Here is a 25,123-nt window from a genome sequence, read left to right as displayed (position 1 = left end):
GGGATCAGGACGCGGTCGCGGGCTCCGGCGCGGCGGAGCGCTTGAGCATCAGTCCGGCGCGCAGGCAGTCGCAGACCACCTCGTCGCGCTGGTTGATGCCCTGGTGACGGAAGGTGACGATGCCGGAATCGGTGCGGCTCTTGGATTCTCGCTTCGCGACGATCTCGGTGCGGACCCGGATGGTGTCGCCGTGGAACACCGGCGCGGGGAACTTCACCTCCTGGAAGCCGAGGTTGCCCAGGGTGGTGCCCAGGGTGGTGTCGGGCACGGTGATGCCCGAGACCAGCCCGAGGATGAACAGACTGTTGACCAGGCGCTGGCCGTGAATGGAGTTCTTGGAGTACTCCGCGTCCAGGTGCAGCGGCGCGACATTGAGGGTCAGCGTGCTGAACAGGACGTTGTCGGTCTCGGTCACCGTGCGCCGCGTCGCGTGCTCGATGACGGTTCCGGGTTCGAACTCCTCGAAGTAGAGGCCGGGCATGAGAGTCCTTTCCGATCGATGCGGTGCGTCCCCGGTTTCCCGCGGTCGAACCAAGCTTACAACATTATATATTATATTGTCACGCGTCCCGCCACGAGACGACTTCGCTCAGCGGTGCGCGCGCGGTGCGGTAGCCGTTGGCGGGGTGGTCGAGGTCGGGATAGCCGAAGGAGATGCCCACGACGATCTTCCGGTCCGCCGGGATGTCGAGGTACTCCCGGATGAACGGCGCCTGCCCGGCCAGCGCCGCCTGGGCGATCGTGGCGATGCCCATGCTGTGGGCGGCGAGCAGGAGGGTGCCGATGTACAGCCCGGTATCGACCGCGCCGTACACGCCCTGTTCGGCGTCGGTGGTGATGATCGCGACGTGCTGGGCGCCGAACAGGCGGAAGTTCTCGAACGCCTGGCGAGCCGAGGCCGCGCGATCGCCGCGGCGCACGCCGACGGCCTCGTACAGCTGCCAGCCACTGGCCCGGCGCCGATCGCCGTACACCCCCCGATACCGTTCGGGCGGGTCGAAATCGAATCGCGCGTCGTGGCGGCGCGCGTGGTCGGCGAGCGCGTCGCGGAATCGGTCGGTGGCCGCGCCGGAGGTCACGATCGCCTGCCAGGGCTGGGTGTTGCACCACGACGCCGAGCGCTGGGCCAGGCCGAGCAGACGCTCGATATCGGCCCGGGGAACCGGACGCGACTCGAAGGCCCGGCAACTCCACCGGGAGTCCAGCAGCGTCTCCAGCTCCACCGAGGCGTCGGTCACGACATCGTCGCTCGACATGCGCACTCACTCACTGTTGTTGGCGGACAGGCTGTTTCGATTCCGCCCGGCTCATTCCTCGGCGTAGATCACCTTGTTCTGGACCAGGTCCTCGATCTGCTCGGGTGAGTACACCTCCGCGGCGACGGCGCGGCTGTGCGCGCCGACCCGGGGGGCGGTTCCCGGCCGGTCCGGGCGCTCGCCGTCGAACTTCCACGGCGGCCGCATCAGCGCCAGGCCGTCGGGCTGGGGTTCGACCATCTCCAGCCAGTCGACCTGCGGGTGTCGCAGGTAGCCCGTCATCGACAGCACCGGCGCGAACGGCACATCGGCGGCGGTGAGCGCCTGCTCCCAGTGCTGCGCGGACTTCCGTTCGAACTCGGCCTCGACGATCGCGGCGAGTTCGAAGTAGTTCGACTCGCGCGGGCGGTACTCGGCGAAGCGCGGATCCTCGGTGAGGTCCAGGCGGTCCATGGCCGTGCACAGGGCGTGCCAGAACTTCTGCGAGGACGACAGGTGGATCGCGAGGAACTCCCCCGTCGAGGTCTTGACGCAGAAGTTCTGCGCCTGCGGATGGCGGCTCTGGCGGCTCGGGTCCGCTCCCAGTTCGAAGGCCTGGGTGATGCCGTCGATGGTCAGACAGCTCACCGCCTCCATGATCGAGGTCTCCACGCGCTGCGGCGCGCCGGTCTTCAACCGCCCGACGAGGGCGGCCAGCACGCCGGTGGCCGTGCTCAGACCGGTGACGAGGTCGGCGCTCAGACCGCCCGCCAGCTGCGGATGTCCGGCGTCGCCGAACAGGGAGTACAGGCCGCCGAAGGCGTGTCCGATGGTGTCGTAGGCGGGCCGGTTGGCCAACGGTCCCCCGCCGCCGAAGCCGGTGACCGAGCCGTAGACCAGATCGGGGCGCAGCGCGCGGCACTCCTCCGGACCGAGGCCCATCGCGGCCAGCTTGCCGGGGCGCAGATTCTCGAGCACCACGTCGAAGTGCGGCACCAGCGCCTTGACCAGCGCGATTCCCTCCGGCTTCTTCAAATCGACGGACAGGCTGCGCTTGCCGGTGTTGTACTGGCGGAAGTACGGGCTCTCGTCGTTCTGCAGGCGCCGGAAGTCCTCACCGACCACCGGCTTCTCGACCTTCACCACCTCCGCTCCCAGGGCGCACAGGATCGACGTGGCGAAGGGCAGGGAGATGTAACCCCCGATCTCCAGGACGCGGATCCCGTCGAGCGGCTTGTGCTGCATGTCATGCCTCCAGACTGTCTTCTTTTTAATATAATATATTGTTTGCCGTGCCGGAAGTGAAACGGCGAACTCACACCCGATCCCCCTGGACACCCCCTGCCGCGGCCTCTCGGACCACCCCACGCCGGGCCTTGGCCGACCTCGGCAATATCATATACTTTGTATTATCCGGATCACACGGGGCCATCTGACGTGCCCCACGTCACCGCGTGCGACGCCGATCCGCCCGCGCCCGCCACGACGCGCGCGACCACCACGAGGAGTCACCAATGAGCCGACACGAAGCCGTGCGGCAGGGACCGTACGACAAGTTGTTCATCGACGGCGCCTGGATGCCACCCGCGTCGGAACGCACGATCGACGTGGTCTCCCCCGCCACCGAGGAGATCATCGCCCGGGTGCCCGAGGGCGTGGAGGCCGATATCGACGCCGCGGTCGCGGCGGCCCGCCGGGCCTTCGACTCCGGGCCCTGGGGGCGCAGCGATCTCGCCGAGCGCATGGCGGTGCTGACCAAGCTCAGCGCGCAGTTCGCCGCGCGGGCCGAGGAGATCGCCCGGGTGGTCACCGCCGAGATGGGTTGTCCCATCTCGCTGTCGAACACCATGCAGGCGGCCGGTCCCCGGCTGCTGCTGGACGCGTTCCTGGACATGGCCCCGGCGTATCCGTGGGCCGACACCCGGCGCTCCGGGACCGGCAACGCGCTGGTCACCCGCGAGGCGGTCGGGGTCGTCGCGGCGATCGTGCCGTGGAACGCGCCGCTGCTCACCACCATGATCAAGATCGCGCCGGCGCTGCTGGCCGGGTGCACCGTGGTGCACAAACCTGCGCCGGAGACTCCGCTGTCGTCCTATCTGCTGGCGGAGATGTTGCAGGACGCGGGTCTGCCCGACGGGGTGCTCAATATCGTGCCCGCCGGGCGCGCGGTCAGCGAACATCTGGTGCGCCATCCCGGCGTGGACAAGGTCTCGTTCACCGGGTCCACGGGGGCGGGGCGCCGGATCGCCTCGCTGTGCGGCCACGACCTGCGGCGGGTGACGTTGGAGCTGGGCGGGAAGTCGGCGGCCGTGCTGCTCGACGACGCGGATTTCGACGTCGTCATCCCGGCGATCCGCGCGCTGTCGCTGCGCAACAGCGGACAGGTGTGCAGCAACAAGACCCGCATCGTGGTGCCGCGCGCGCGTCGCGACGAGGTGATCGGCCGGATCGTGGCGATGATCGAATCCATGCCCGTCGGTGATCCGTTCGATCCGGCCACCGAGATCGGCCCGCTGGTCAGCGCCACCCATCGCGCCCGGGTGGAGGGATATATCAACGGCGCCAAGGCTTCCGGGGCGAACCTCGTCGTCGGCGGCGGGCGTCCTTCCGGGGCGGACCGCGGCTGGTACGTGGAACCGACCGTCTTCGCCGACGTCGATCCGGCGGCGCCGATCGCGCAGGAGGAGGTCTTCGGACCGGTGCTGACCGTGCACACCTACGACACCGAGGCCGAGGCCGTCGCCATCGCGAACAACTCCGAGTACGGCCTCAACGGTTCGGTGTTCTCCGCCGACCCCGAACGCGCGCTGGCCGTCGCCCGCCGGATCCGCACCGGCACGGTCGAGGTCAACGGCAAGGGGGTGGGGTTCCACGCTCCGATCGGCGGATTCAAGAACAGCGGGATCGGCCGGGAGGCCGGGCCGGAGGGCTTCGACGCCTACGTGGAGATCAAGTCCTACGGCCTGCCCGACGAGCTCGTCGACATCCTCGCCTGAACGACGTCACTTTCGAAAGGTTCATCGATGCAGAACGTTCCAGCGCTCGAACAGTCCGTGGTCCGGCTGGTCACCGAGCTCGAATTCGACTCTCTCCCAACCGAAGTCCTCGCGGGCGCACGGGGGCTGATGCAGGACCAGTTGGCCTTGCAGATCGCGAGCGCCTCGCTGCCGTGGAGCCGAGCCGTGCTGGAGTTGACCCGCGCCGCGCACGCTCCCGGCGCCGCGCACGTCACCGCGAGCGGGGACGCGATGAGCGCGGCCGACGCCGCCTTCGTCAACGCCACCTTCGGGCACGGCTTCGAGTACGACGACGCGCACCGGGCCAGCTCCTCGCACCCCGGCAGCTGCGTGGTCTCGACCGCGCTCGCGGTCGGCGAGGAACTGGGCTCGTCCATGCGGGAGGTGATCACCGGGATCGTCGCCGGGTACGAGGTCTACACCCGCATCGGCGTGCTCGCCGCGCCGCAACTGCTCGAGCGCGGCTTCCACCCGCACTGCGTGCTGTCGAACTTCGGGGCCGCCGCGGTCGTGGCGAAGATGCGCGGCTTCGACGCCGAACGCACGTTGCACGCGCTGTCGATCGCGTTCAGTCACTGCTCGGGCACCACCGAGTACACCTCGACCGGCGGCTCGGTGAAGCGCTTGCATTCGGGCATCGGCACCCGCAACGGGATCCGCGCGGCCGAGCTGGCGGGGGCCGGAATCACCGGTCCCACAACGTTTTTGACGGGCGGGAAGGGTTTCTACCGCACCTTCGTCGGCCGCGAGGTCGCCGACGGCGCGGACGCCGCCTTCGCCCTCGACGCGCCGTTCGAGATCACCAAGGTGTGGGTGAAGCCGTACTGCTGCTGCGGTATCAACCACGCCTACATCGACGGCGGCCGCCGGCTGTCCGGCCGCGCGGCCGATATCGACAGCGTCGAACTGGGCATCCAGACCGGCGGCGACCTCATCATCGGCAACAAGAACGCCAATGCCTATGCGCCCCAGACGATCGAGCATCTGCAATACAGCCTGCCGTTCCAGTTCGCGCTGTCCGTGCTGGGCCTGGGCAACGGCTTCCGCACCCACCACGACTACCTCGCGGGCCGGTTGGACATCGGCGAGGGCAGCGCCGTCGCGGAGCTGGCCCGCCGGGTGAAGATCGGGGTGAAACCCGAACTCGACACCGCCTACCCCGGCAAGTGGGTCGGCGACATCACCGTCACCTACACCGACGGGACGACCGAGGCGATCTTCGTCGACAATCCCTCGGGCACCGCCGAGAACCCCATGTCCCAGGAGGATCTGGACGCCAAGTTCCGCGACGTGACGGTCGCGGAACTGGGCGCGGAACGCAGCGCGGAGTTGCTGCGGGCGATCACCGCCGGTGATCTGGACCAGCCCGCGGCGGAATTCGCCGCGTTGTTGCGCGTGTGACGCGGGCGAGGCGACGTATCGTGAGCAGCCCAGCGCCCTCGAGCCGACGGTGGCCCCGGCCGCCACGGCGACGACGCTCCGGGTGAGCGCGGCCGGGTAGCCCTCGGCCCGCCGGAGCCGCGGCGGCGCGACGACGTCGATGCGGCCGAGGAGGAACGATGACGCGGGCGACCCGGCGCGAGGTCTCGCCGCTGGAGCTGTTCTTCGATCTGGTGTTCGTGCTGGCCGTCGGCCAGCTCACCCACCATCTCACCGCGCAGCTGAGCTGGCGCGGGGCCGCCGAGACGCTGGTGGCGCTGATCGCGGTCTGCGGGGTGTGGGCGTTCACCAGTTTCGAGGTGACGTTGCTCGATATCGAGCGCCGGGCCACCCGGGCGGTCACCCTCGCGGTGATGGGCCTGGCGCTGTTCATGAACGCCGGGATCGCGCACGCGTTCGACGACGGCCCTTGGCTTTTCGTCGTGCCGATGCTGGTGGCGCTGGGCGGGCCCGCGGCGTACGCGGCGGTCTCGGCGCCCACGCCCGAGTTGCGCACCCACTTCCGTCATGTGCTGGTCTGGTTCGCGATCTCGGCGCCGCTGTGGATCATCGGCGCCGCGGTCGACTCCGAGATCCGGGTCTATCTCTGGTTCGTCGCCGCGCTGATCGATCTGCTGGGCACCTGGACCGCGCATCCGGTGCGGGGCAGCGTCCGTACCGCGCGTCTGCCGTTCGACGCCGAGCACATGCTGGAACGGATGCGGCTGTTCCTCATCATCCTGCTGGGTGAGACGGTGCTGACGCTGGGCCGCGTCATCGCCGATCACCGCCGCGATCCCGTCACGCTCGTGTTGGCGTTGGGGTGCGCCGCCGCCCTCGTCTGCCTGTGGGCCGTCTACTTCGGCCGCTCGGAACAACTGGTCGTCACCCACGCCGTCGAGATCGAGAACCCCATTCGCGCGGTCCACGTCGGCATCAACGCGATCTACGGGGTGGTCGCGGGTCTGGTGCTGTTCGCCACGGGCAGCGAGTTGCTGCTCGCCCACACCACCATCCGGTCGGCGGGCGTGCCGGGGGTGCTCGTCCTCGCGGGCCCCGCGCTGTATCTGCTGTCCCAGGCGATCTACTTCCGGTGGGAGATGGGTATCGGCTGGCGGATCCGGCTGATCGGCGCGGCCGCGCTGGGAGTCGGTGCGGCGGTGGCCTATTGGTTGCCGACCTATGTCGTGGTCGTGGTCCTGGTCGCGATCCTGCTGGCCCTGGCGGTGCACATCAGCGGTAAGACTCCCGCGCCGAACTGAGGGAAATTCCCGCGGCTCTCCCTATACGAAGCTGGATATATTATGTTTTAAGTGAGCTAGATCACGGGAGCGTGGAGATGAGCAGACCATCGATCCGATCGGAGTCCGCCGAACTGGCGGCCGCGGTGCGGGAGATCGCCGACGAAGCGGGCGACCTGCTCGATCGGGAACCGGACGGGGCGCCGCTGGGCGACCTCTGGGATCTGGTGAGTTCCCAGGCGTTGCGCGAGGCGGGCGGCGACACCCCCGATCGGCTGAGCCGAATGATCGGTCTGCTCGGCCGGATTCGCGAGGCGGAGGCGATGCAGGCGCGGCTGCGGCTCGCCGACCGCACCCGCCTCCTGTCCGGGGTCCGCACCGCGCTCGCGGCGATCGCCGACGCCCGCTCGGTGGACGCGCTGCTGACCCGCGCCCCGGAGGCGGCGTGCGGTCTCGGCTTCGACCGCGCGCTGGTGTCCACCGTCGACCGGACGTGGCGGCTGCACACGATGTGCGTCGTGCGCGATCCGCGCTGGGCGGAGGAGATCGTCGCGGTGGGCCGAGAGAATCCGCCCGTGCTGGATCGCGGCCTGGTCGAGAACGACACCGTGGTCGACGCGCGCGCGGTGCTCGTCCCCGAGGTCCAGGAGAACCCGCGGGTGAATCGCCCGCTCGCCGAGATCACCCGGTCGTCGTCCTACGGGATCGCCCCGCTGCTGGTCGACGGCGAGGTGGTCGGCCTGGTGCACGGCGACTGTTATCACCAGCGGCGCGTGGTCGGCGAGGCCGATCGGATGGTGCTGTCCGCCTTCGCCGACGGCCTGAGTCAGCATTTGGCGAGAGTCACTGTGCTGGAAGCGATCTCGTCGATACGAACGCAGATCGACGGGCTGACCGGATGGCGGCCCCCGGCACCGGCGATCGTCGAATCCGTCGCGGCCGCCCGCGCCGACGACTCTGTCCTCACCCGCCGGGAGGCGCAGATCGTGCGCCTGATGGCGGCCGGTGACTCCAACGCCCGCATCGCGCGCCGGCTCACCATCTCCGAGGGCACGGTGAAGACCCACATCACCCGCATCCTGCGCAAACTGGGCGCGGCCAATCGCGCCGAGGCCGTGTCGATCTGGCTGCGCACCTCCGCGACGACCCCGCTCGCGCGGCTCTGACCACCCGGGAGCCGTTCGGCCGAAGGTCGTACGAATCCCTGACCCGCGTGGGATGTCGCGCGCGACGCGCCGCGAGACAGTGAGCTGCACCACAAAGCGGCAGCACGCCGCGGGCAGCAAGGGCGACTGGAGGCGCAGAGGTATGACGGAGAGTGAACGGACGGCCGACTGGATCGTCGGCATCGATGTGGGTGGCACCTTCACCGACATCATCGGCCTGAATCAGAGCACCGGGGAGATCCGCGACGGCAAGGTCCTGTCCACCCGCGACCAGGAGGTCGGGGTGCTCGACAGCATCGCGGCCATCGACGTGGCGATCCCCGACATCGCCGAGATCGTGCACGGCCACACCGTCGGCATCAACGCGCTGCTCAGCCGCACCGGGGCGCCGACCGGCCTGATCTCGACCCGCGGGCACAAGGATCTGCTCGACATCGGCCGGATGCACCGCGAGTTCGGTGACCGCTTCTACGACCCGACCTGGGTGCGCCCGCATCAGGAGCGCCCGATCGTGGCGCGCGAATCGCGCTACGGCGTCGCCGAGCGGCTGCGCTACGACGGATCGGTGCTGCTGGCGCTCGACGAGGACGCGGTCCGCGCCGCCGCCCGCGAGCTCGCGGAACGAGGCACCGAGTCGGTCGCGGTCTGCCTGCTGAACTCCTACACCAACCCCGAGCACGAGCGGCGCGCGGCCGAGATCGTCGCCGAGGAGCTTCCGCACGCCTACATCCAGACCTCCGCGCTGTATCCGGTCACCAAGGAGCACGAGCGCACCACGACGGTCGCGTTGGACGCCTACGTCGGGCCCGCGGTGGTCGGTTACCTGAACCGCCTGATGGACCGCCTCGCCGAGCGCCACTACCGCGGCACGCTGTGGATCATGATGATGAACGGCGGCGTCGCCACCTTCTCGGACGCCGGGAAAGCCCCTGTGTTCCAACTGGTTTCGGGCCCGGTGGGCGGGGTGAGCGGCAGTGTGAAGCTGGCGGACGAGGGGCGCTGGCCGAATCTGCTCACCGTCGACGTGGGCGGCACCAGTACCGATGTGGCCGCGATCCGCGGCGGCCGGACCCCGCTCACCGACACCTGGACCCTGGAAACCGGCCTCACGCTGACCATGCCGCTGGTGGACGTGGAGAGCATCGGTTCCGGCGCGGGCAGCCTCATCCGGCCCAGCGCGCTCGGCACCGTCGCGGTCGGCCCGGCGTCGGCGGGCTCCGACCCCGGGCCGGTGTGTTACCGGCGCGGCGGCACCGAACCCGCGCTCACCGACGCCTGCGCCGCGCTCGGCATCCTGCAACCGGACCTGTTCGCGAACGGGGCGATCCGCCTCGACGTCGACGCCGCGACCGCCGCCCTCGCCCGGACCGGCGCCCAGTGGGGCATGTCGGCCGTCGAACTCGCTTGCGCCGCATACGAAGTCGCGTGCCAGGACATCGCGGCCAAGGTGCGCACGATCTCGGTCTACCGCGGACTGGACATGCGGGAGTTCGCGTTGCAGCCGTCGGGGTCGGCCGGGCCGATGCTGGCCGACCGGGTCGCGCAGATCCTCGGCCTCGACACGGTGATCGTGCCGCCGAGCCCCGGCCAGTTCTCCGCGCTGGGGTTGCTGCGCAGCGATCTGACGGTGACGCGGGCGCAGTCGATCATGACCGGGCTGGATCCGGCGAACGCCGACGCCATCGAGACCGCCTTCGCCGCTCTCCAGGACCGGATTCGCGACGAACTGAAGGCCCAGGGCGCCGACGTCGACCGGCTCCGCTTCGAGCGCGCCGTCTTCGCCATGTACCGCGGGCAGACGTGGGACAACCGGATGCCCATTCCCCCCGCCCCGCTCACCGCGGACTCCGTCGCCGCCCTCATCCCCCGATTCCACGAGTTCTACCGGGAGTCCTACGGATTCGCGGCCACCGAGATCCCGGTGGTGGTGTCCACCGTCGAGGTCACCGCGATCATCGCCCGCGCCCAGCGCAAGCCCGAGGTGACGCCCGAGGACGGTGAATCCTTCCTGCGCACAACGCGTCTCACCGTGCCGGGCAGCACCGAGCCCGTCGAGGTCCCCATCCACGTCCGCGAACGACTGGGCCGCGCCGAGCGGGTGGACGGACCCGCGCTCGTCGTCGAGAAGTACGCGACCACGCTCGTGCTGCCCGGGCGGACCGCGTCGCTGGACGACGACCTGAACCTGATCATCGAGCCGCAGAGCTGAGGAACGAGCCATGACCCTTTCCACCCCGATCGAAAACACCGGCCCCGCAGTCGATGTCGAGCTCGACATCCTGCGCTACGGGCTCACCGAGGTCGCCCGCGAGATGCTGGATTCGCTGATGCGCAGCGCGTTCTCGCCCATCTGCCGCGACATCCTCGACTGCACGGTCGTCATCCACATGCGCACCGACGAGGGCTGGGAGGCAGCCGCCCTGTGGGAGGGCTGCATGCAGCACGCCTTCATCGCCCCGCACATCGCGAATTTCGTGATGGACGACTGGGACATCGACACCCTGCGCCCCGGCGACGTGTTGTTCACCAACGATCCCTGGCGCGGCGCGCTGCACCAGGCCGATGTGAACCTGTTCCGGCCCGTCTTCGTCGACGGCCGGGTCGAATTCCTGTTGCAGTCGACCTCGCATCTGGTGGACCTCGGCGGCCCGATCCCGGGCGGGTTCTCCAACGGCGCGCAGACCCACTTCGAGGAGCAGCTGAAGCTGCCGCCCACATTGCTCTACGCGGGCGATGTGCCGGTGCGCCCGACGTTCAACTTCCTGCTGGAGAACAACCGGGTGCCGCAGCTGGTCCTCGGCGACCTGCGCGCCCTGCACGGCTGCCTGGTCGTGGGCGAACGCCAGCTGCACGATCTGATCGCCCGCGGCGGCCTGGACCGGGTGCGCGCGGCGGGCCGGTACGCGATCGAGGCCACCGAGGCCAGTATGCGGCGCGGCATCGCGAGCATCCCCGACGGCGACTACACCGCCGAGGACTTCCTCGACGAGGACGGCGTCACCGACGAGCCGATCCCGGTGCGCGTCACCGTGAAGGTGCGCGGCGACCGCATGGAGATCGACTTCTCCGGTTCGGGCCGCCAGCCGCTGGGCAACTGCGGCACCGCCTGGTGCGAGGCGGGCCGCTGCATCGAGGCGGTGAAGCTGATGGTCGATCCGTCCACGCCGGTCAACAGCGGCACCCTGCGGCCGATCGACGTGCTGCTCCCCGCGGGCAGCGTGGTGCAGGTGCTGCCGCCGTCGAGCTGCTCGAGCCACGCCGACATCGGCCCGCGCGCGATCAATGTGGTGAGCCAGGCGCTGAGTCAGGCGGTCGAGGAATCGTTCGCGCCCGACACCGGCACCGCGCTCTACGTCGGCTTCAGCGGTATCGACACCCGCCCGGGACATGAGGGAACCCCTTGGGGCGCTTACGGTCTCGCGGGCGGCGGCTGGGGCGGGACGTGGAAGGACGACGGCGTGTCGTTCTGCGTGGCGCCGATCGGCAACTGCCGCACGTCGGTGCAGGAGCACGTCGAGATCGAGAGCCCGCTGGTCGTCGCGCAGCACGAGATCGTGATCGACACCGCCGGGGCGGGGCGGTTCCGCGGCGGCCTGGGCTCGGTGTACTCGATCTTCGCCGAATCCGACACCATCGTCACCGTCGTCGCCGACCGGCTGCGGCGCGGCGCGCCCGGCTCGAAGGGCGGCGGCGCGGGAACGTCGGCCTACGGCTGGTACATCGAGAACTTCGACCTCGCCGTGCACGGCGACCCGCTGGATCTGCGCGGGGCCGAACCGTTGTTCGGCATGTTCGACGAGCACGGCCGCCCCGATCCGAACACCGGCGAATTCGGCCGCGGCGCCCGCTACACCTCCGGCAAGTTCTCCAACCTGCTGCTGCGGGCCGGGGACGCGATCCGGTTCGTCATCGGCGGCGGCGGGGGCTGGGGCGATCCGCTCACCCGCGCGGTGGAGCGGGTCGCGGCCGATCTGCGGGCCGGGCTCGTCAGCGCCGAATTCGCTTACGCCGCATACGGAGTCGTGTTCGCCGACGGAGTGGTCGACGAGGCCGCCACCGCCGACCGGCGCGCGCATCTGGCCGCCGAACGTGAGCGGGGGCGCTGGCAGGTGCCCGTCGCGAATCCCACCACCTGGATCGTCTGAGAGAGAGGCAAGTTCATGGCAGTCGATCGACTCCTGTTCCCCCGGCCCGAGACGCCGCGCGTATCCGTCGAGCGGGTCCCCGTCGAGGGGACGTGCCCCGAATGCGGCGCGACGAGCCTGGCCCGGTACCCCGTGGCCAATCATCTCGGCCCCCGCATGGTCGTGAAGTGCCAGCGGTGCCTGTACCCGGTGGCGGTGACCCGGCCCGAGCCCGACGACCACTGGCCCGCGTGGCGCTCGCCCGCCCGGGACTGGCCCGCCTCCCGGGTCGGCTGAGAAGGGACCTCCGATATGGCGAAGTTGTTGCTCGAGGACAAGGTCGTCCTCATCACCGGCGCGGCCGGGGGGATCGGGCGGGCCACCGCCCTGCTCGCCGCGAGCGAGGGGGCGCGCCTGGCGCTGACCGACGTCGCCGCGGACCGGCTGGCGGCGGTGGCCGCCGAGGTGCGCGCGAAAGGCGGTGCGGCCCTGGAGGTTCCGGCCGATCTGACGATCGGCGAGTCGGTGGACGCGATGGTCGCCGCCGTGGTCGAGCACTACGGACGGCTCGACGGCGCGTTCAACAACGCCGGTGTCAGCGGCGGTCAGATCGGTCAGGGCGGGCGGCGCGCGGGCGAATGGGACGAGACCGCGTTCGATCGGGCCCTCGCGGTGAACCTCAAGGGCGTGTGGCTGTGCCTGCGCGCCGAACTGCGGCAGATGGGGTCCCAGGGCGGCGGCGCGATCGTGAACACCGCGTCGCTGGCCGGGCTGGCCGGATTCAAGACCACCGCCGGGTACTCCGCGGCCAAACACGGCGTCGTCGGGCTGACGAAGACCGCCGCGCTCGACTACGCCCCGGCCATCCGGATCAACGCGGTGTGCCCCGGCTACACCGACACCGACCTGATGAAGGACGCCATGCGCCGCGGTGGCGACGCGATCATGGCGCGCATCCCCGCCGCGCGGCTGGCCCAGCCGGAGGACATCGCCGAGATGGCCTGCTGGCTGCTGTCCGACCGGTCCGCCTACGCCACCGGCGGCACGTTCGTCGTCGACGGCGGATATCTGGCCGGGTGAGCGAATCATCGTGCACCCGAACACCTTTCACGAAGGATTGAGATCATGACCACCTTGATCGGCGAGGCCGCGAGTTATATCGACGGTCGCTGGGTCACCGGCGAGGGCGAGCCGATCGCCTCGATCAACCCCAGCACCGGCCGCCAGCTCGCGCTGACGCCATCGACGAGTCCGGCGCAGGTGGACGCGGCGGTCGCCGCGGCCCGCCGCGCCTTCGACGGCGGCGAGTGGAGTCGTCTGGGCCCGCGCGAGCGCGGCGCGCTGCTGCACCGTTTCGCGGATCTGCTCGTGGAACGCCGCGACGACATCGCGCGGCTGGCCGCCACCGAGGTCGGCACCCCGATCAGCGGCGCGCCCACCCTGCACGTGGACCTTCCGGCGAAGTTCTTCCGGTGGTTCGCCGACGCCGCGGCGCGCGGGCCGCGCGACGGATACGAACAGCCGCTGCCCCTGGACCACGATCCGGTCACCTCCAGCAGCATGTTGCTGCGCGAACCCGCCGGGGTGGTGGCCGCCATCGTCGCCTACAACGTGCCGGTCATGATGTGCGCGTACAAATTGGGCGCGGCGCTGGCGGCGGGCTGCTCGACGGTGCTGGTCACCTCGCCGCGGGCGATCCTGCTGACCGAGGCGGTCGTGCGGCTGTTCGACGAGGCCGGATTCCCTTCCGGCGCGGTGAATTTCGTGTTCGGGCCACCCGGCACCACGAGCCGGGTGGTCGAGGCGCCCGGGGTCGATCTGGTGAGCTTCACCGGATCGGCGGCGGTGGGCAGCAAGATCCTCGCGCTGGCGGCGCCGACGCTGAAGAAGGTCGTGCTCGAACTCGGCGGCAAATCCCCCAATATCGTGCTGCCCGGCACCGATCTGGAACGCGCGGTGCCCGCCTCGGTGCTCCGCTTCACCCGCAACAGCGGGCAGGCGTGCGGCGCCACCACGCGAACCCTGGTGCCGCGCAACGATTTCGACGAATACGTCGAGCGGTCGGCGGAGTTCCTGAGCGGTCTCACGATCGGCGACCCGCTGGCCCCGGACACGGTCCTCGGGCCGTTGATCACCGGTGAGCACCGGGCGAAGGTCGAGGGCTTCCTCGACCGCGCCCGCGACGCCGGGGCGCGGATGCCCATCGGCGGCGGCCGCCCGCCCGGTCTCGACGACGGATTCTTCCTGGCGGCCACGCTGGTGACCGACGTGCCGCACGACGCGGAGATCGCCCAGGAGGAACTCTTCGCGCCGGTGGGCGTGGTGCTGCCCTACACCGACCTCGACGACGCGGTGCGGATGGCCAACGACGCGAAATACGCGCTGAACGCCAATGTCTGGGGACCCACCCCCGAGGCGATCGCCTTCGGGCGGCGGCTGCGCTCGGGCACGGTCACCATCAACGGCGGCGGCGGAATGCGCGCCGACGCGCCGTGGGGCGGACCGGGGTACAGCGGGATCGGCCGGGAGGGCGGCGAGGAGGGGCTGCGCGAGTTCTTCGAGCTCAAGCACATGCAGTGGCCGCTCTGACCATTGCCGCGGATACGAAAAGCGCGTCGACCGGGTTTCGGCCGACGCGCTTTTCGCGGTTCACCAGGGCTAGGGCTGGATCCCCATCTCGGGACCGATGTACTCCCGCACCCGCACGGCCTTGCCGTCGCGGGCCTCCACGACCTGGATCAGGTGCAGTTTGACCTGCTGGCCATTCATCTGCACCTCGGTGTAGCACTGGTTGAAGAAACCGTGCTCGGTGTAGGTGATGCCCCGGGCCTGGAAGTCGGGGACGCCGCCGTCACCGGACCGCTCGTAGACGGCGGCGACCGCGTCGGCCACCGAAACCCACTTGTCGTCCGCGCTGTGCCACACCTGGCAGTCCTCGGAGCTGATCTCCAGGAACAGGTCGATGTTCTTCAGCGCTTTGACCCAGTTCTCCGCGAGTGCGATGGTCGCCTGGTCGGGGGTGGTGCTCATCGGTGGTCGGTGCCTTCCTATCGGATGTCGCAGGTGGCCTGCGTCACCCATCCTGTCCGGGCGCCGCACCCCCGAGTGTCCAGATATTTGGACACTCGACCGGGCGACCGGATCAGAGGTGCTTCTTGAAGAACGGGACCAGATGGTCCAGCGCCTGACGCACCGGCTCGGGCTTGTCGTAGAGCTCGTAGTGCGACACGCCCTCGAGCACCACCAGTTCCTTGTCGGACGAGGCGGCGCGGCCGTACAGCTCGTACGCGTCGCGATACGCGCCGAAGGCCCCCGGCCGATCCCCGACCACGATGCACAGCGGCTGGGTCAGCAGCACCTCGGCGCGATCGAACGCGTCCCAGCCGACCAGCGTCGCCTGCCGGGAGAACAGGAAACTGGTGAGGCCGTGCGGTTTACGGCCGCGATCGGTCTTGTAGTACTCGGTCGCCTCGACCAGGTCGACGTCGGTCAGCCCGGCCTGCCGCGCGGCCTCCGGCGACGGCGGCAGCAGATCGTTGACCTGTCCCTCCGCGCCGCGCGCCTCGGCGGTGCGCTGGGTCGCCATGGCCTCGAGCGCGCCCAGCGGGTCGTATTCGGTGAAGCCCTCGCGCATCCGGCGGCCGACATTCGCGCCGGTGACGGTGCCGAGCGCCTTGATGCGGCGTTCGGTCATCGTGGCGCTGACCGCGTAGCCGCCGCTGCCGCAGATGGCGAGGACCCCGATCCGGTTCTCGTCGACCCACGGCTGGGTCACCAGGTAGTCGATCACCCAGCTGAAGTCCTGCACCCGGAAGGCCGGATCCTCGATCAGCCGCGGTTCGCCGCCGCTGTCGCCCTGGAAGCTGGCGTCGAACGCGACCGCGACGAAACCCTCCCGGGCCAGCGCCGGGGCGTAGATCTCGCCGGAGGTCTGCTCCTTGCAGCTGCCGGTCGGGTGGGCCGTGATGATCGTGGTGTACTCGTGCCCCGGGTCGAATCCCGGCGGATAGTGGATGTCGGCCGCGATATCCCAGGCCAGGGCCTTGATACCGACGCGCTCGATGTTCTCGGTGGACATGATCGTCGCACTCCTTTCCCAGGTGGATCGAAACCGTGCGTCCTTCAGCCTGCCCCGCGCCGCTCGTGCTGTGGAGGGGAGAATTCATACCCATGACAACGCCATCAATATTTTATATTATGCGTGCATCAATCGAAGGATCGAGGAGTTTTCATGCTGTCATTCGACGGACGCGTCGCCATCGTCACCGGCTCGGGGCGCGGCCTCGGCGCGTCGCACGCCAAGTTCCTCGCCGCGCGCGGCGCGGCGGTGGTCGTCAACGATCTGGGCGGTTCCGCCCAGGGCACGGGGTCCAGCGCGGCTCCGGCGGAGGAGGTGGTGGCCGAGATCGTGGCGAACGGCGGCCGCGCGGTGGCGAACTTCGACTCCGTCTCCGACAACCCCGAGGGCATCGTGCGGACGGCGATCGACGCGTTCGGCCGCCTCGACATCCTGGTCAACAATGCCGGGATCAACCAGGTGCACGCCTTCGGCCCGGATATCCTGCCGTCGATCAAGCGGCACATGGAGGTGCACTTCTTCGGTACCGCCGGGGTCACCGCCGCCGCCTGGCCGCATCTGATCGAGAGCGGTTCGGGTCGCATCGTGAACACCACCTCCCCCACGCTGATCGGCTTCCCGGAGCAGACGCCCTACGTGGCCGCCAAGGGCGCGATCTTCGCGTTCACCCGGACCCTCGCCTTCGAGGCCGCGCCGGTGGGCATCAAGGTCAACGCGATCGCGCCCACCGCGGCGACCCGGATGTCCGACGAGGCGGACCTGCCGGAGGAGTTCAAGCAGTTCATGCGCGACAACCTGCCGACCTCGCTGGTCAGCCCGGTGGTCGCGTATCTGGCCCACGAGGCGTGCGCGATCAACGGCGAGGTGATCCAGGCCCAGGGCGGCGAGGCGCAGCGGCTGGTGCTCGGCTTCAACAATGGCTTCACCAGCAAGGAACTCACCCCCGAGCTGGTGCAGGAACACCTCGACGAGATCCTCGACCCGGCCACCCACGTCCCGTTCGACCGGATCGAGAAGCAGGATCTGAGCGCGGTCGGGAAGTAGGCACAACCACTGTCACGACGCGTCCGCCGGTCGCGGCGGACGCGTGGTCCCGCCCGCGGCCAGGGTGGGAAAGTATTCTCCCCCGCACGACCCCGACCAGAGGCATAGCGTGGAACCATGACCGAGAGAGCCCCCCATCTGCGCGAACTGGGAAACTTCCTCAAGGCCCGGCGTGGTGAGCTCACTCCCGCCGACGTCGGACTGCCGATGCGCGGCAGCTCCACCCGCCGGGTGAGCGGGTTGCGCCGCGAGGAGGTCGCGGAGCTGGTCGCGATCAGCCAGGACTACTACACCCGCATCGAGCAGGGCCGCCTTGCGCCCTCCGAACCGGTCCTGGAGGCGCTCGTGCGCGCCTTGCGCCTGAACGACGACCAGCGCGCCTACGTCGAGAGCCTCGTGCATCACGTCGCTCCCCCACGCCGCCAGCCGGTCGCCCGGCCGCAGATCCAGCGCCTGCTCGATCAGCTCACCGAAACCCCCGCCCTGGTCTTCGGCCGCTACCTCGACATCCTCGCGTGGAACCACCTGGCCGCCTCACTCCTGACGGACTTCTCGAAACTGCCTGTGGCGCAACGCAATTACGTGCGCCTGGTGTTCACCGATCCGGCCATGCGGACCCGCTACACCGATTGGGAGTCGGTGGCGAAGACCTGTGTCGCGATCCTGCGCATGGACGCGGCGGCCAACCCCACCGACCCCCGGCTCACGGCCCTCGTGGGCGAGCTGTCGATCGCCGACCCCCAGTTCCGGCAGTGGTGGGCGGCCCGGCACGTCGCCCGCCAGGAATTCGGGACCAAGACCCTGGACCACCCGGAGGTGGGCGAACTGACCCTGGACTGGGACACCTTCCGCTACACCGGCGATCCGGAACAACAGCTCGTCCTGTGGTCGGCCCAGCCCGGCACGCCCGCCCACGAGAAGCTCCGCATCCTCTCCTCGTGGACCGCTCCCGCGCACCCCGTCCTCCCCGAGCGCGCGGCACCGGAAACCCGTACCCGGCCAAGCTGATTCGCGGCGTCGCCGGTCCTCGGTGTTCCGAGTCGGGGATTTGTTCGCGATTCCCCGTTCCGAATTCCCGCATTCGATATCCGCGCCCGGCCACGGTCGAGGATTTCGCCTGAAAGCACATTCTCACAATCACGAAAATCGGACCGACCGACCCGGTCGTTCGCGCCATTGATTTCGGCGCGCTGATCGGCCCGATCGGCGCGCTTTCGTTCGGTACCATGAGGTTCAGCGACGCCTGATCCCCTTCCGCGTACGGGTTCAACCGGGCAGCCCGTACCGTCTTCGCCGGACCTCACGATGCCGGGCGTCGCTGATTCGGTTCGAACTGCCGCGCCGCGGGCGCGGATCGTGCGCGAAAGCGAGTTGTGTCGATGCGAGCGGATCAGCATGCCCAAATACCGGCAACCAACGATATTCGTGTGGACCGGAGAATTTCGGTGGGCGAACATATCGAAATGTGCCGAAAAGAACGGCGACTTTCCCGGAGGATACTCGCGAATCTCGTCGGCCGCAGCGAGGAATGGCTGCGTCTCGTCGAGACCGGCAGACAACCCCTGGACAGCGTCAAGGTGATCATGGCCCTCGCCGACGTCCTCCGGATCGACGACATCTCGACGCTGATCTCGGTGCCCGGCCAGCGCGCCCACGATATGCTCCACCCCGCCCCGGCGGGTGACCCCGGCGCGCGGGCGACGATCCGCGCGCTGCACGCCCCGCCCACGACGCCCGGCACGATCACCGACACGACGACCCTCGAGCGCGAACTCCTCCGCTGCCGCGACCTATGGTTCGCCTCGCCACGCCGCCACCGCCAGACGATGGCCCGATTACCCGACCTGCTCGCCTCCGCCCGGCACCTGCGCCTGGTCCGCGACGACGCGACCGTCCGCCGCGTCCTCCCCCAGATCTACAACCTGACCAGCCAGACATTGCTGGCTACACACCACCGGCACGAGGCGCTGCTGGCCGCCGACCGGGCCCTCGAGGACACCCTGACCCACCCCGGCTCGCTGGCGCACCTCGTCGCGTCCTGGCACCTCACCGCCGCGCTCCTGCACACCCCCGCCGCGGACACCGCCCTCCGCGTCGCGAGCGCCGCCCTGCCCGAGCCGGCACTCGCCGAATCCGGCGCGACGGCGGACCTCGCGGCCGTGGCGGGAGCCGTCCGCGCTCTCGCCGCGCGGGCCGCCGCCACGATCGCCGACACCGAGTCCTGCGACGCACTGCTGACCACCGCCGCGGCGCTGGCCGACCGCCTCGGCCGCCAACGATCCGTCCAGGGCGTGGTCTTCGGACCCGGCGAACTCGGGCTCGAGCGCATGGAAATCGCTCTCGCGCAACGTAATCCGCACGACGCGATCGCGGCGGCGGCCGACACCGACCTCCCCGCCGACTGCCCGATCGCCAGCCGTTCCCGCTACCACGTGGTCCTCGCGCACAGCTTCGCCGTCACCCACCAGGACGTCGCCGCCACCTACGAACTCACCAAGGCCGCCGCGTGCGGCGACGACGAACTCCGCTACGACGCCGACGCGCAGCGCACCCTCCAACTCCTGCTCCGCCGCGAGAACCCCGTCCTGCGCGCCGAACTGTCCCGCCTCACCGCCGCCGCCCGCCCCGCGACCCGCGCGCGCCCGCGCTGCTCCCCGCCACACGCGTGACCCTCGCGCCAAATCGCCGCGGCCAACTTTTCCGTCGGAACGAACCGAATTCGTTTGGATCGGGAGCCGCACCGCGCGGCTAACTTCGCGATATGCGGCTACACGCGGTGCGGGGAATCCCCGAAACAGATCTCGACGACCGGCCCGACGACGAATTCCCCGAGCGGGTGCCCCCGGCGCCCTGGCGGAATCGGTGCGTCGGCCTGATCTGGCTGTCCCGCCCGTCCCCGGACACCCCGACCACCCTGCCCCCGGGGACCGGCCGGCCGCTCACCGTCCTCAACGCGCTGATCGACTACCGCGAGACCCCGGTAGGGGGTTATCACGAGATCCTCGCCGCCCCCATGGTGCGCGTCGGCGCGCGGATGCGCTTCAACTGCCCGTTCATCTCCGTGGATTCGAAGCCCAGCCTGGTCGCGGGCCGCGAGAACTGGGCACTTCCCAAGGTGCTCGCGGAGTTTCGCGGCGACCTCGCCGATGCCGAGACCGTGACCGCCACCTCGACCTCCGGGGTGCGGTGGCGGGTGTCGGCGCGCATCCGGGCCTTCGGACCGGCCGTGCCGATGAGCAAGAAGTTCACGATCTGGCAGCCCTTCCCCGACGGCGAGCTGCGCCGGATCCCGGCCCGGCTGTCCGGGCGCGCGCGAGCGGCGGTGGTGCGGATCGACGTCGAATCCGACCGCGATCTGCCGAACCTGGTCCGGCCGGGTCGCCACGCGGGACTCCTCGTCGACCCCCTCCTGGCCTCGCTGCTCGCGCCCTGTCCGACCGCCTGACCGACCGAACGGGAGGCCCCATGCTCCGACCGCCGCCGACTCGCCGGACCGCGGCCGACGAGATCGACCGAATGCTCACCGCCACAAGGGAACTGGTCGAACCCGAGCTGCGCCGAGCGGTGCGCGCCCTGCCCGAACCGTTCCGGCTCATGGCGGGCTACCAGTTCGGCTGGTGCGACGCGAGCGGCCGGGCCGACGCGGCCCCGACCGGCAAGATGCTGCGCCCCGCCCTGCTGCTGGCCGCCTTCTCGGCCTATCACGACGACACCGCGCGTGCCCTGCCCGCCGCGGCGGCGGTGGAGTTGTTGCACAACTTCTCGCTGATCCACGACGACGTCATGGACGGCGACGCGCTGCGGCGCGGCCGCGAAACCATCTGGCGCCGATGGGGTTCCACCAACGCGATCCTGCTCGGCGACGCGCTGCACGCACTCGCCACGCGCACCTTGTGCCGCTGCGCGCCGGAATCGGTGACGGCCGCGCTCGCCCTGCTCGACCGGGCGGCGATCGATCTGTGCGTGGGCCAGTATCTCGACTGCGCGTTCGAGAGCCGCCCCGCGGTCGGCGGCCCGGAATACCTGCGCATGGCCGAGGCCAAGACCGGCGCGCTCCTCGGCTGCGCCTGCGCGCTGGGCGCCCTGTGCGCCGGAACCGATCGGTCCGAGGTCACCGCCATGGACACCCGCGGCCGCGAACTCGGCATCGCCTTCCAGCTCATCGACGATCTCATGGGGCTGTGGGGCGATCCGGCGGTGACCGGTAAACCCGTGGGCCACGACCTGGCCCGCCGCAAACGCTCCTTCCCCGTCGTCGCGGCGATCGAATCCGGCGACCCCGCGGGCGCGCGGCTGGCCCAGCGGTACGAGTCGCCGGAGCCGTGGACCGCCGCCGAGATCGCCGCGGCGACCGCGCTCGTGGAACGCGCCGGGGGCCGGGAGCGCACCGAGGCCACCGCGAACGCGCGCATCGACGCCGCGCTCGCCACGCTTCCCGACACCCCCGCGTTCGCCGGATTCCGGGCGCTCGCGCTGTTCGTGGCGCACCGCGATCGCTGAAACCCCTGTCCCCCAACCTGTTCCGAGGAGTCGCATGCGCGTCGATCGAGTCATGGGATATCCGACCGACAAGGTGGTGATCGTCGGCGCGGGGCTCGCGGGTCTGTCCGCGGCGCTGTATCTGGCGGGCGCGGGCCGGGAGGTGACCGTGTGCGAGAAGCATTCCGAGCCCGGCGGCAAGGCCGCGGCGATCCACACCGAGGGCTATCAACTCGACTACGGCCCCACCGTGCTCACCATGCCGGAACTGATCGAGGACGCCTTCGCCGCCGTCGGCGAGAAGTCCGGCGACCACCTCGAGCTGCTGGCGGTCGAACCGGCCTACCGCGCGCACTTCCCCGACGGCGGCCACCTCGACCTGTCCGCCGACCGGGACCGGACGGTCGCGGAGATCACCGCGAAATGCGGTGCCGCCGAGGCGGATTCGTTCCTGCGATACCGCGACCACATCGAGCGGATCTACCGGTACGCGTACCCGCGCTTCGTCGACCGGAATCTGGACGGGCTCGGCAGCCTGCCACCCTGGCCGCTGCTGCGCCTGGCGATGCTCGGCGCGTTCGGCGGCCTGCAGGCCGGGGTGAACCGCTACTTCGAGGATCCGCGGCTGCGCCGGCTGTTCTCCTTCCAGGCCATGTACGTGGGCGTCGCCCCGCAAAAGGCGCGCGCGATGTACGCCATGGTGACCTATATGGACACCGTCGGCGGCGTGTGGCTGCCGCGCGGCGGGATGCACGCGCTGCCCCGGGCGATGGCCGCGGCCGCCGAGACCCACGGGGTGCGGTTCCGCTACGGGGATCCGGTGGTGCGCCTGGAGACCACGGGGGCGGGCCGGTTCCGGGCGGCGATCACCGCGGCGGGCGAACGCGTCGCGGGCGACGCCGCGGTGCTCACCGCGGACCCGTCGGTGGCGCTGCCGGAACTGCTCGGCCGCGAACCCGCGACGCTCGGGCGGCGGCTCGAGTACGCGCCGTCGTGTCTGCTGCTGCTGTTGGGCGCGGGCGGGACACCGGGCGCCCATCACAACATCCACTTCGGGCGCAACTGGAAGACCTCCTTCACCGAACTCACCCGGGGCGACCCCATGAGCGACGCCTCCTTCCTGGTCAGCGCGCCGACCGTGTCCGATCCCGGCCTCGCCCCACCCGGGCGGCACTGCTACTACGCCCTGCTGCCCGTCCCCAATCTGGCTGTGGGAACGGTGGATTGGGAGCGCGACGGCGACGCGTTCCGGGACCGGCTGTGCCGGCTGATGCGCGGGCGGGGCTACGCCGACGCGCTCGACGACCTCGACGCGCTGCGCGTGGTGACCCCGCTGGACTGGCGGGCCGACGGCTGCCCGGCGGGGACGCCGTTCAGCGCCGCCCACCTGTTCCGGCAGACCGGCCCCTTCCGCACCAAGAGCCTGATCGGCGGGAACATGGTGCTGGCGGGCGCGGGCACGCACCCCGGCGTGGGCGTGCCGATGGCGTTGATCAGCGGCAGGCTCGCCGCCGAGCGCATCACCGGACCCCTGCGGCGCACCGGGAGGACCCGCTGATGGCCTCGACCGACAGCAGGATCCTCGACGCGGCCGGAATCACCGGCCCGGCACTGCGCGCGAGCTACGCCCACTGCCGTCGCTTGCACGCCCGGTACGGGCGGTCCTACTACCTGGCGACCAAACTGCTGCCGCCGTGGAAACGGCCCTACGTGCACGCCCTGTACGGCTTCGCGCGGCACGCCGACGAGATCGTCGACAACGGCGAACCCGATTCGCGCGCAACGGAATTCGATCACTGGCGGGCCACGGTCGCGGCCCGGCTCGACGGCGACGCCGAGGCCGACGCGGTCACCCGCGCGCTGCGACACACCCTGCGCACCTGGGCGATCCCCCGCGCGCACGTCGAGGCGTTCCTGGCGTCGATGGCGGCGGATCTGACCGTGACCCGCTACCCGACCCACGCCGACCTCGGCGCCTACATGTACGGGTCCGCGGCGGTGATCGGCCTGCAGATGACGCCGATCCTCGGTCCCCTGGACGACGAGGCGTTCGACCGCGCCCAGGAGCTCGGCTACGCCTTCCAGCTCACCAACTTCATCCGCGACATCGGCGAGGACCTGGAGCGCGGGCGCGTCTACCTCCCCCAGGAGGATCTCGACCGATTCGGCGTCACCGCGAGCGATCTCGCCGCTCCCCGCGCCGACGACCGGGTGCGGGCGCTGATCGCCTACGAAATCGACCGCACCCGAACCATTTACGCGTCCGCGCGTCCCGGGATCGACATGCTCGAACCCTCGAGCCGCCCCTGCGTCGAGACCGCCTACGCGTTGTACTCCGGCATCCTCGACGCGATCGAACGACTCGACCACCAGATCCTGCACCGCCGCGCGCGCGTCGGACTCGCGCGCCGGGCCGCGATCGCCGCCCCCGCCTACCTGCGCGCCCGCTCCGCCTTCGGCGCGCCGCCCGCCCGGAAGGGAGTCCCCGCATGAGCTACGCGCACTTCCTCGCCCTGTTCATCCTGCCCGCGCTCGTGCTCGCCGTCGCGGCCGCCGCGCTCTCGATCCGGATCCGCGGCCGGACGCCGATCTGGCGGAGCGGCGGCATCTGGCTCGGCGTCCTGCTCGTGGTCGCCCTCGGGTGGACCACGCCGTGGGACAGCTGGATCATCCACCGCGGCGTCTGGTCCTATCCGCCGGGCTCGGTCACCGCGACGCTGTTCGGGGTGCCGCTCGAGGAGTACGCCTTCATCGCGGCGCAGGTGCTCGTGGTCGGCGTCTGGACGCTGGTCCTGCTGGCCGGGCGCGTGGACGGGTACGATCCGCGCGCCCCCTGGCCCTGGGCCCCGGCGGGCCTCACCCGGCTGGCCGCGGCGGGACTCTGGCTCGCGATCGCGGTCGCCGGGCTCGTCCTCGCCGCCGCCTCCCCCCGGCTGCTGTACCTCGGATCGACGCTGCTGTGGCTGGGCGTGCCGATCGCACTGCAACGGGCGGCGGGAGCCGATGTGCTGCACCGGTTCCGGACGCTGCGGCTGATCGCGCTGCTGCCGGTGGTGTATCTGTGGGTCGCGGATCGCGTGGCCATCGGGCACGCCGCCTGGCAGGTCTCCCCCGCGCACACCACGGGCCTGCTGCTCGCGGGGCTGCCGATCGAGGAGATCGTCTTCTTCCTCGCCACCAGCCTGCTGACCGTCGACGGACTGGTGCTCGCGTGTCATCCGGCGGTCGAGCATCGGCTGTCCGGTCTGCCCGGGCCGCTGCGCACCGGGCCGAGCCCCGAAGGTCCGCTCACCCCACGGCTTTCCCAGGAAGCGGCGTGA

Annotated in this window: 22 protein-coding genes; 17 read left to right on the top strand and 5 right to left on the bottom strand. The window is 70.5% G+C overall.

Features of this window, described 5'->3' with window-relative positions:
• Positions 1-4 precede the first annotated feature (4 nt).
• The 3 genes from ACWDSJ_RS02195 to ACWDSJ_RS02185 all read right to left on the bottom strand — a co-directional run bounded on the left by ACWDSJ_RS02195 (position 5) and on the right by ACWDSJ_RS02185 (position 2,480).
• Positions 5-481 carry a MaoC family dehydratase gene (locus tag ACWDSJ_RS02195; protein ID WP_387357660.1) on the bottom strand — a complete coding sequence of 159 codons (477 nt, stop codon included), beginning with the start codon at positions 479-481 and terminating at the stop codon, positions 5-7.
• A 79-nt stretch (positions 482-560) separates the two neighbouring features.
• Positions 561-1,256, bottom strand: a complete 696-nt coding sequence (locus tag ACWDSJ_RS02190) for a nitroreductase (protein WP_450028840.1) — start codon at positions 1,254-1,256, stop codon at positions 561-563.
• Positions 1,257-1,307: 51 nt separating this feature from the next.
• Positions 1,308-2,480 (bottom strand): CaiB/BaiF CoA transferase family protein, encoded by a 1,173-nt coding sequence (locus ACWDSJ_RS02185; RefSeq protein WP_450028839.1) that lies wholly within the window; start codon positions 2,478-2,480, stop codon positions 1,308-1,310.
• 269 nt (positions 2,481-2,749) lie between these two features.
• Here ACWDSJ_RS02185 and ACWDSJ_RS02180 point away from each other — a divergent pair, with 269 nt between their 5' ends.
• The 9 genes from ACWDSJ_RS02180 to ACWDSJ_RS02140 all read left to right on the top strand — a co-directional run bounded on the left by ACWDSJ_RS02180 (position 2,750) and on the right by ACWDSJ_RS02140 (position 14,791).
• Entirely contained in the window at positions 2,750-4,231 is a 1,482-nt protein-coding gene (locus ACWDSJ_RS02180) for an aldehyde dehydrogenase (RefSeq protein WP_450028838.1), read from the top strand.
• Between the two features lie 27 nt (positions 4,232-4,258).
• Positions 4,259-5,653: an MmgE/PrpD family protein gene (locus tag ACWDSJ_RS02175; protein WP_450028837.1), complete on the top strand. Its 1,395-nt coding sequence runs from the start codon at positions 4,259-4,261 to the stop codon at positions 5,651-5,653.
• Between the two features lie 158 nt (positions 5,654-5,811).
• Positions 5,812-6,933: a low temperature requirement protein A gene (locus ACWDSJ_RS02170; protein ID WP_450028836.1), complete on the top strand. Its 1,122-nt coding sequence runs from the start codon at positions 5,812-5,814 to the stop codon at positions 6,931-6,933.
• Positions 6,934-7,010: 77 nt separating this feature from the next.
• Positions 7,011-8,078 carry a LuxR C-terminal-related transcriptional regulator gene (locus ACWDSJ_RS02165; RefSeq protein WP_450028835.1) on the top strand — a complete coding sequence of 356 codons (1,068 nt, stop codon included), beginning with the start codon at positions 7,011-7,013 and terminating at the stop codon, positions 8,076-8,078.
• 142 nt (positions 8,079-8,220) lie between these two features.
• Positions 8,221-10,287 carry a hydantoinase/oxoprolinase family protein gene (locus tag ACWDSJ_RS02160; protein WP_450028834.1) on the top strand — a complete coding sequence of 689 codons (2,067 nt, stop codon included), beginning with the start codon at positions 8,221-8,223 and terminating at the stop codon, positions 10,285-10,287.
• 10 nt (positions 10,288-10,297) lie between these two features.
• Positions 10,298-12,223 (top strand): hydantoinase B/oxoprolinase family protein, encoded by a 1,926-nt coding sequence (locus ACWDSJ_RS02155; protein ID WP_450028833.1) that lies wholly within the window; start codon positions 10,298-10,300, stop codon positions 12,221-12,223.
• A gap of 15 nt (positions 12,224-12,238) precedes the next feature.
• Entirely contained in the window at positions 12,239-12,499 is a 261-nt protein-coding gene (locus ACWDSJ_RS02150) for a hypothetical protein (protein ID WP_450028832.1), read from the top strand.
• Between the two features lie 15 nt (positions 12,500-12,514).
• Complete coding sequence (locus tag ACWDSJ_RS02145) at positions 12,515-13,282, top strand: SDR family NAD(P)-dependent oxidoreductase (RefSeq protein ID WP_450028831.1); 768 nt, start codon at positions 12,515-12,517, stop codon at positions 13,280-13,282.
• A 45-nt stretch (positions 13,283-13,327) separates the two neighbouring features.
• The gene (locus ACWDSJ_RS02140; RefSeq protein WP_450028830.1) at positions 13,328-14,791 is read left to right on the top strand and encodes an aldehyde dehydrogenase family protein; all 1,464 of its coding nucleotides are present in this window, start codon (positions 13,328-13,330) and stop codon (positions 14,789-14,791) included.
• A gap of 69 nt (positions 14,792-14,860) precedes the next feature.
• On the opposite strand, the gene ACWDSJ_RS02135 is transcribed toward ACWDSJ_RS02140, so the two are convergent.
• The gene (locus ACWDSJ_RS02135; RefSeq protein ID WP_450028829.1) at positions 14,861-15,232 is read right to left on the bottom strand and encodes a hypothetical protein; all 372 of its coding nucleotides are present in this window, start codon (positions 15,230-15,232) and stop codon (positions 14,861-14,863) included.
• A gap of 112 nt (positions 15,233-15,344) precedes the next feature.
• The gene (locus ACWDSJ_RS02130) at positions 15,345-16,280 is read right to left on the bottom strand and encodes an alpha/beta hydrolase (RefSeq protein ID WP_450028828.1); all 936 of its coding nucleotides are present in this window, start codon (positions 16,278-16,280) and stop codon (positions 15,345-15,347) included.
• Positions 16,281-16,433: 153 nt separating this feature from the next.
• On the opposite strand from ACWDSJ_RS02130, the gene ACWDSJ_RS02125 reads away from it, so the two are divergent.
• The 8 genes from ACWDSJ_RS02125 (at position 16,434) to ACWDSJ_RS02090 (ending at position 25,123) form a co-directional block, all read left to right on the top strand.
• Complete coding sequence (locus ACWDSJ_RS02125) at positions 16,434-17,324, top strand: SDR family NAD(P)-dependent oxidoreductase (RefSeq protein WP_450028827.1); 891 nt, start codon at positions 16,434-16,436, stop codon at positions 17,322-17,324.
• A 117-nt stretch (positions 17,325-17,441) separates the two neighbouring features.
• Positions 17,442-18,332 (top strand): helix-turn-helix domain-containing protein, encoded by an 891-nt coding sequence (locus ACWDSJ_RS02120; protein ID WP_450028826.1) that lies wholly within the window; start codon positions 17,442-17,444, stop codon positions 18,330-18,332.
• A gap of 371 nt (positions 18,333-18,703) precedes the next feature.
• Positions 18,704-19,993 (top strand): helix-turn-helix domain-containing protein, encoded by a 1,290-nt coding sequence (locus ACWDSJ_RS02115; RefSeq protein WP_450028825.1) that lies wholly within the window; start codon positions 18,704-18,706, stop codon positions 19,991-19,993.
• A 92-nt stretch (positions 19,994-20,085) separates the two neighbouring features.
• Positions 20,086-20,769: an acetoacetate decarboxylase family protein gene (locus ACWDSJ_RS02110; protein WP_450028824.1), complete on the top strand. Its 684-nt coding sequence runs from the start codon at positions 20,086-20,088 to the stop codon at positions 20,767-20,769.
• 20 nt (positions 20,770-20,789) lie between these two features.
• On the top strand, positions 20,790-21,824 hold the full coding sequence (locus tag ACWDSJ_RS02105) for a polyprenyl synthetase family protein (protein ID WP_450028823.1): 1,035 nt from the start codon (positions 20,790-20,792) through the stop codon (positions 21,822-21,824).
• 34 nt (positions 21,825-21,858) lie between these two features.
• Positions 21,859-23,361 (top strand): phytoene desaturase family protein, encoded by a 1,503-nt coding sequence (gene crtI, locus ACWDSJ_RS02100; protein WP_450028822.1) that lies wholly within the window; start codon positions 21,859-21,861, stop codon positions 23,359-23,361.
• Complete coding sequence (locus tag ACWDSJ_RS02095; RefSeq protein ID WP_450028821.1) at positions 23,361-24,296, top strand: phytoene/squalene synthase family protein; 936 nt, start codon at positions 23,361-23,363, stop codon at positions 24,294-24,296. The genes crtI and ACWDSJ_RS02095 overlap by 1 nt, the downstream gene beginning before the upstream one ends.
• A complete protein-coding gene (locus ACWDSJ_RS02090; protein ID WP_450028820.1) occupies positions 24,293-25,123 on the top strand; it encodes a lycopene cyclase domain-containing protein in 831 nt (276 codons plus the stop codon). Before ACWDSJ_RS02095 ends, ACWDSJ_RS02090 begins: the two co-directional genes overlap by 4 nt.

Source organism: Nocardia sp. NPDC003482, assembly GCF_053588115.1.
Note: the sequence above shows the minus strand (reverse complement) of the source record. Positions and strands in the feature narration are given on the sequence as shown.

What these genes read in the sequence shown, in the direction of transcription:
- ACWDSJ_RS02195 (WP_387357660.1), bottom strand. Translation starts at nt 481, where the DNA reads ATGCCCGGCCTCTACTTCGAGGAGTTCGAACCCGGAACCGTCATCGAG.
- ACWDSJ_RS02190 (WP_450028840.1), bottom strand. Translation starts at nt 1,256, where the DNA reads ATGTCGAGCGACGATGTCGTGACCGACGCCTCGGTGGAGCTGGAGACG.
- ACWDSJ_RS02185 (WP_450028839.1), bottom strand. Translation starts at nt 2,480, where the DNA reads ATGCAGCACAAGCCGCTCGACGGGATCCGCGTCCTGGAGATCGGGGGT.
- ACWDSJ_RS02180 (WP_450028838.1), top strand. Translation starts at nt 2,750, where the DNA reads ATGAGCCGACACGAAGCCGTGCGGCAGGGACCGTACGACAAGTTGTTC.
- ACWDSJ_RS02175 (WP_450028837.1), top strand. Translation starts at nt 4,259, where the DNA reads ATGCAGAACGTTCCAGCGCTCGAACAGTCCGTGGTCCGGCTGGTCACC.
- ACWDSJ_RS02170 (WP_450028836.1), top strand. Translation starts at nt 5,812, where the DNA reads ATGACGCGGGCGACCCGGCGCGAGGTCTCGCCGCTGGAGCTGTTCTTC.
- ACWDSJ_RS02165 (WP_450028835.1), top strand. Translation starts at nt 7,011, where the DNA reads ATGAGCAGACCATCGATCCGATCGGAGTCCGCCGAACTGGCGGCCGCG.
- ACWDSJ_RS02160 (WP_450028834.1), top strand. Translation starts at nt 8,221, where the DNA reads ATGACGGAGAGTGAACGGACGGCCGACTGGATCGTCGGCATCGATGTG.
- ACWDSJ_RS02155 (WP_450028833.1), top strand. Translation starts at nt 10,298, where the DNA reads ATGACCCTTTCCACCCCGATCGAAAACACCGGCCCCGCAGTCGATGTC.
- ACWDSJ_RS02150 (WP_450028832.1), top strand. Translation starts at nt 12,239, where the DNA reads ATGGCAGTCGATCGACTCCTGTTCCCCCGGCCCGAGACGCCGCGCGTA.
- ACWDSJ_RS02145 (WP_450028831.1), top strand. Translation starts at nt 12,515, where the DNA reads ATGGCGAAGTTGTTGCTCGAGGACAAGGTCGTCCTCATCACCGGCGCG.
- ACWDSJ_RS02140 (WP_450028830.1), top strand. Translation starts at nt 13,328, where the DNA reads ATGACCACCTTGATCGGCGAGGCCGCGAGTTATATCGACGGTCGCTGG.
- ACWDSJ_RS02135 (WP_450028829.1), bottom strand. Translation starts at nt 15,232, where the DNA reads ATGAGCACCACCCCCGACCAGGCGACCATCGCACTCGCGGAGAACTGG.
- ACWDSJ_RS02130 (WP_450028828.1), bottom strand. Translation starts at nt 16,280, where the DNA reads ATGTCCACCGAGAACATCGAGCGCGTCGGTATCAAGGCCCTGGCCTGG.
- ACWDSJ_RS02125 (WP_450028827.1), top strand. Translation starts at nt 16,434, where the DNA reads ATGCTGTCATTCGACGGACGCGTCGCCATCGTCACCGGCTCGGGGCGC.
- ACWDSJ_RS02120 (WP_450028826.1), top strand. Translation starts at nt 17,442, where the DNA reads ATGACCGAGAGAGCCCCCCATCTGCGCGAACTGGGAAACTTCCTCAAG.
- ACWDSJ_RS02115 (WP_450028825.1), top strand. Translation starts at nt 18,704, where the DNA reads ATGCGAGCGGATCAGCATGCCCAAATACCGGCAACCAACGATATTCGT.
- ACWDSJ_RS02110 (WP_450028824.1), top strand. Translation starts at nt 20,086, where the DNA reads ATGCGGCTACACGCGGTGCGGGGAATCCCCGAAACAGATCTCGACGAC.
- ACWDSJ_RS02105 (WP_450028823.1), top strand. Translation starts at nt 20,790, where the DNA reads ATGCTCCGACCGCCGCCGACTCGCCGGACCGCGGCCGACGAGATCGAC.
- crtI (WP_450028822.1), top strand. Translation starts at nt 21,859, where the DNA reads ATGCGCGTCGATCGAGTCATGGGATATCCGACCGACAAGGTGGTGATC.
- ACWDSJ_RS02095 (WP_450028821.1), top strand. Translation starts at nt 23,361, where the DNA reads ATGGCCTCGACCGACAGCAGGATCCTCGACGCGGCCGGAATCACCGGC.
- ACWDSJ_RS02090 (WP_450028820.1), top strand. Translation starts at nt 24,293, where the DNA reads ATGAGCTACGCGCACTTCCTCGCCCTGTTCATCCTGCCCGCGCTCGTG.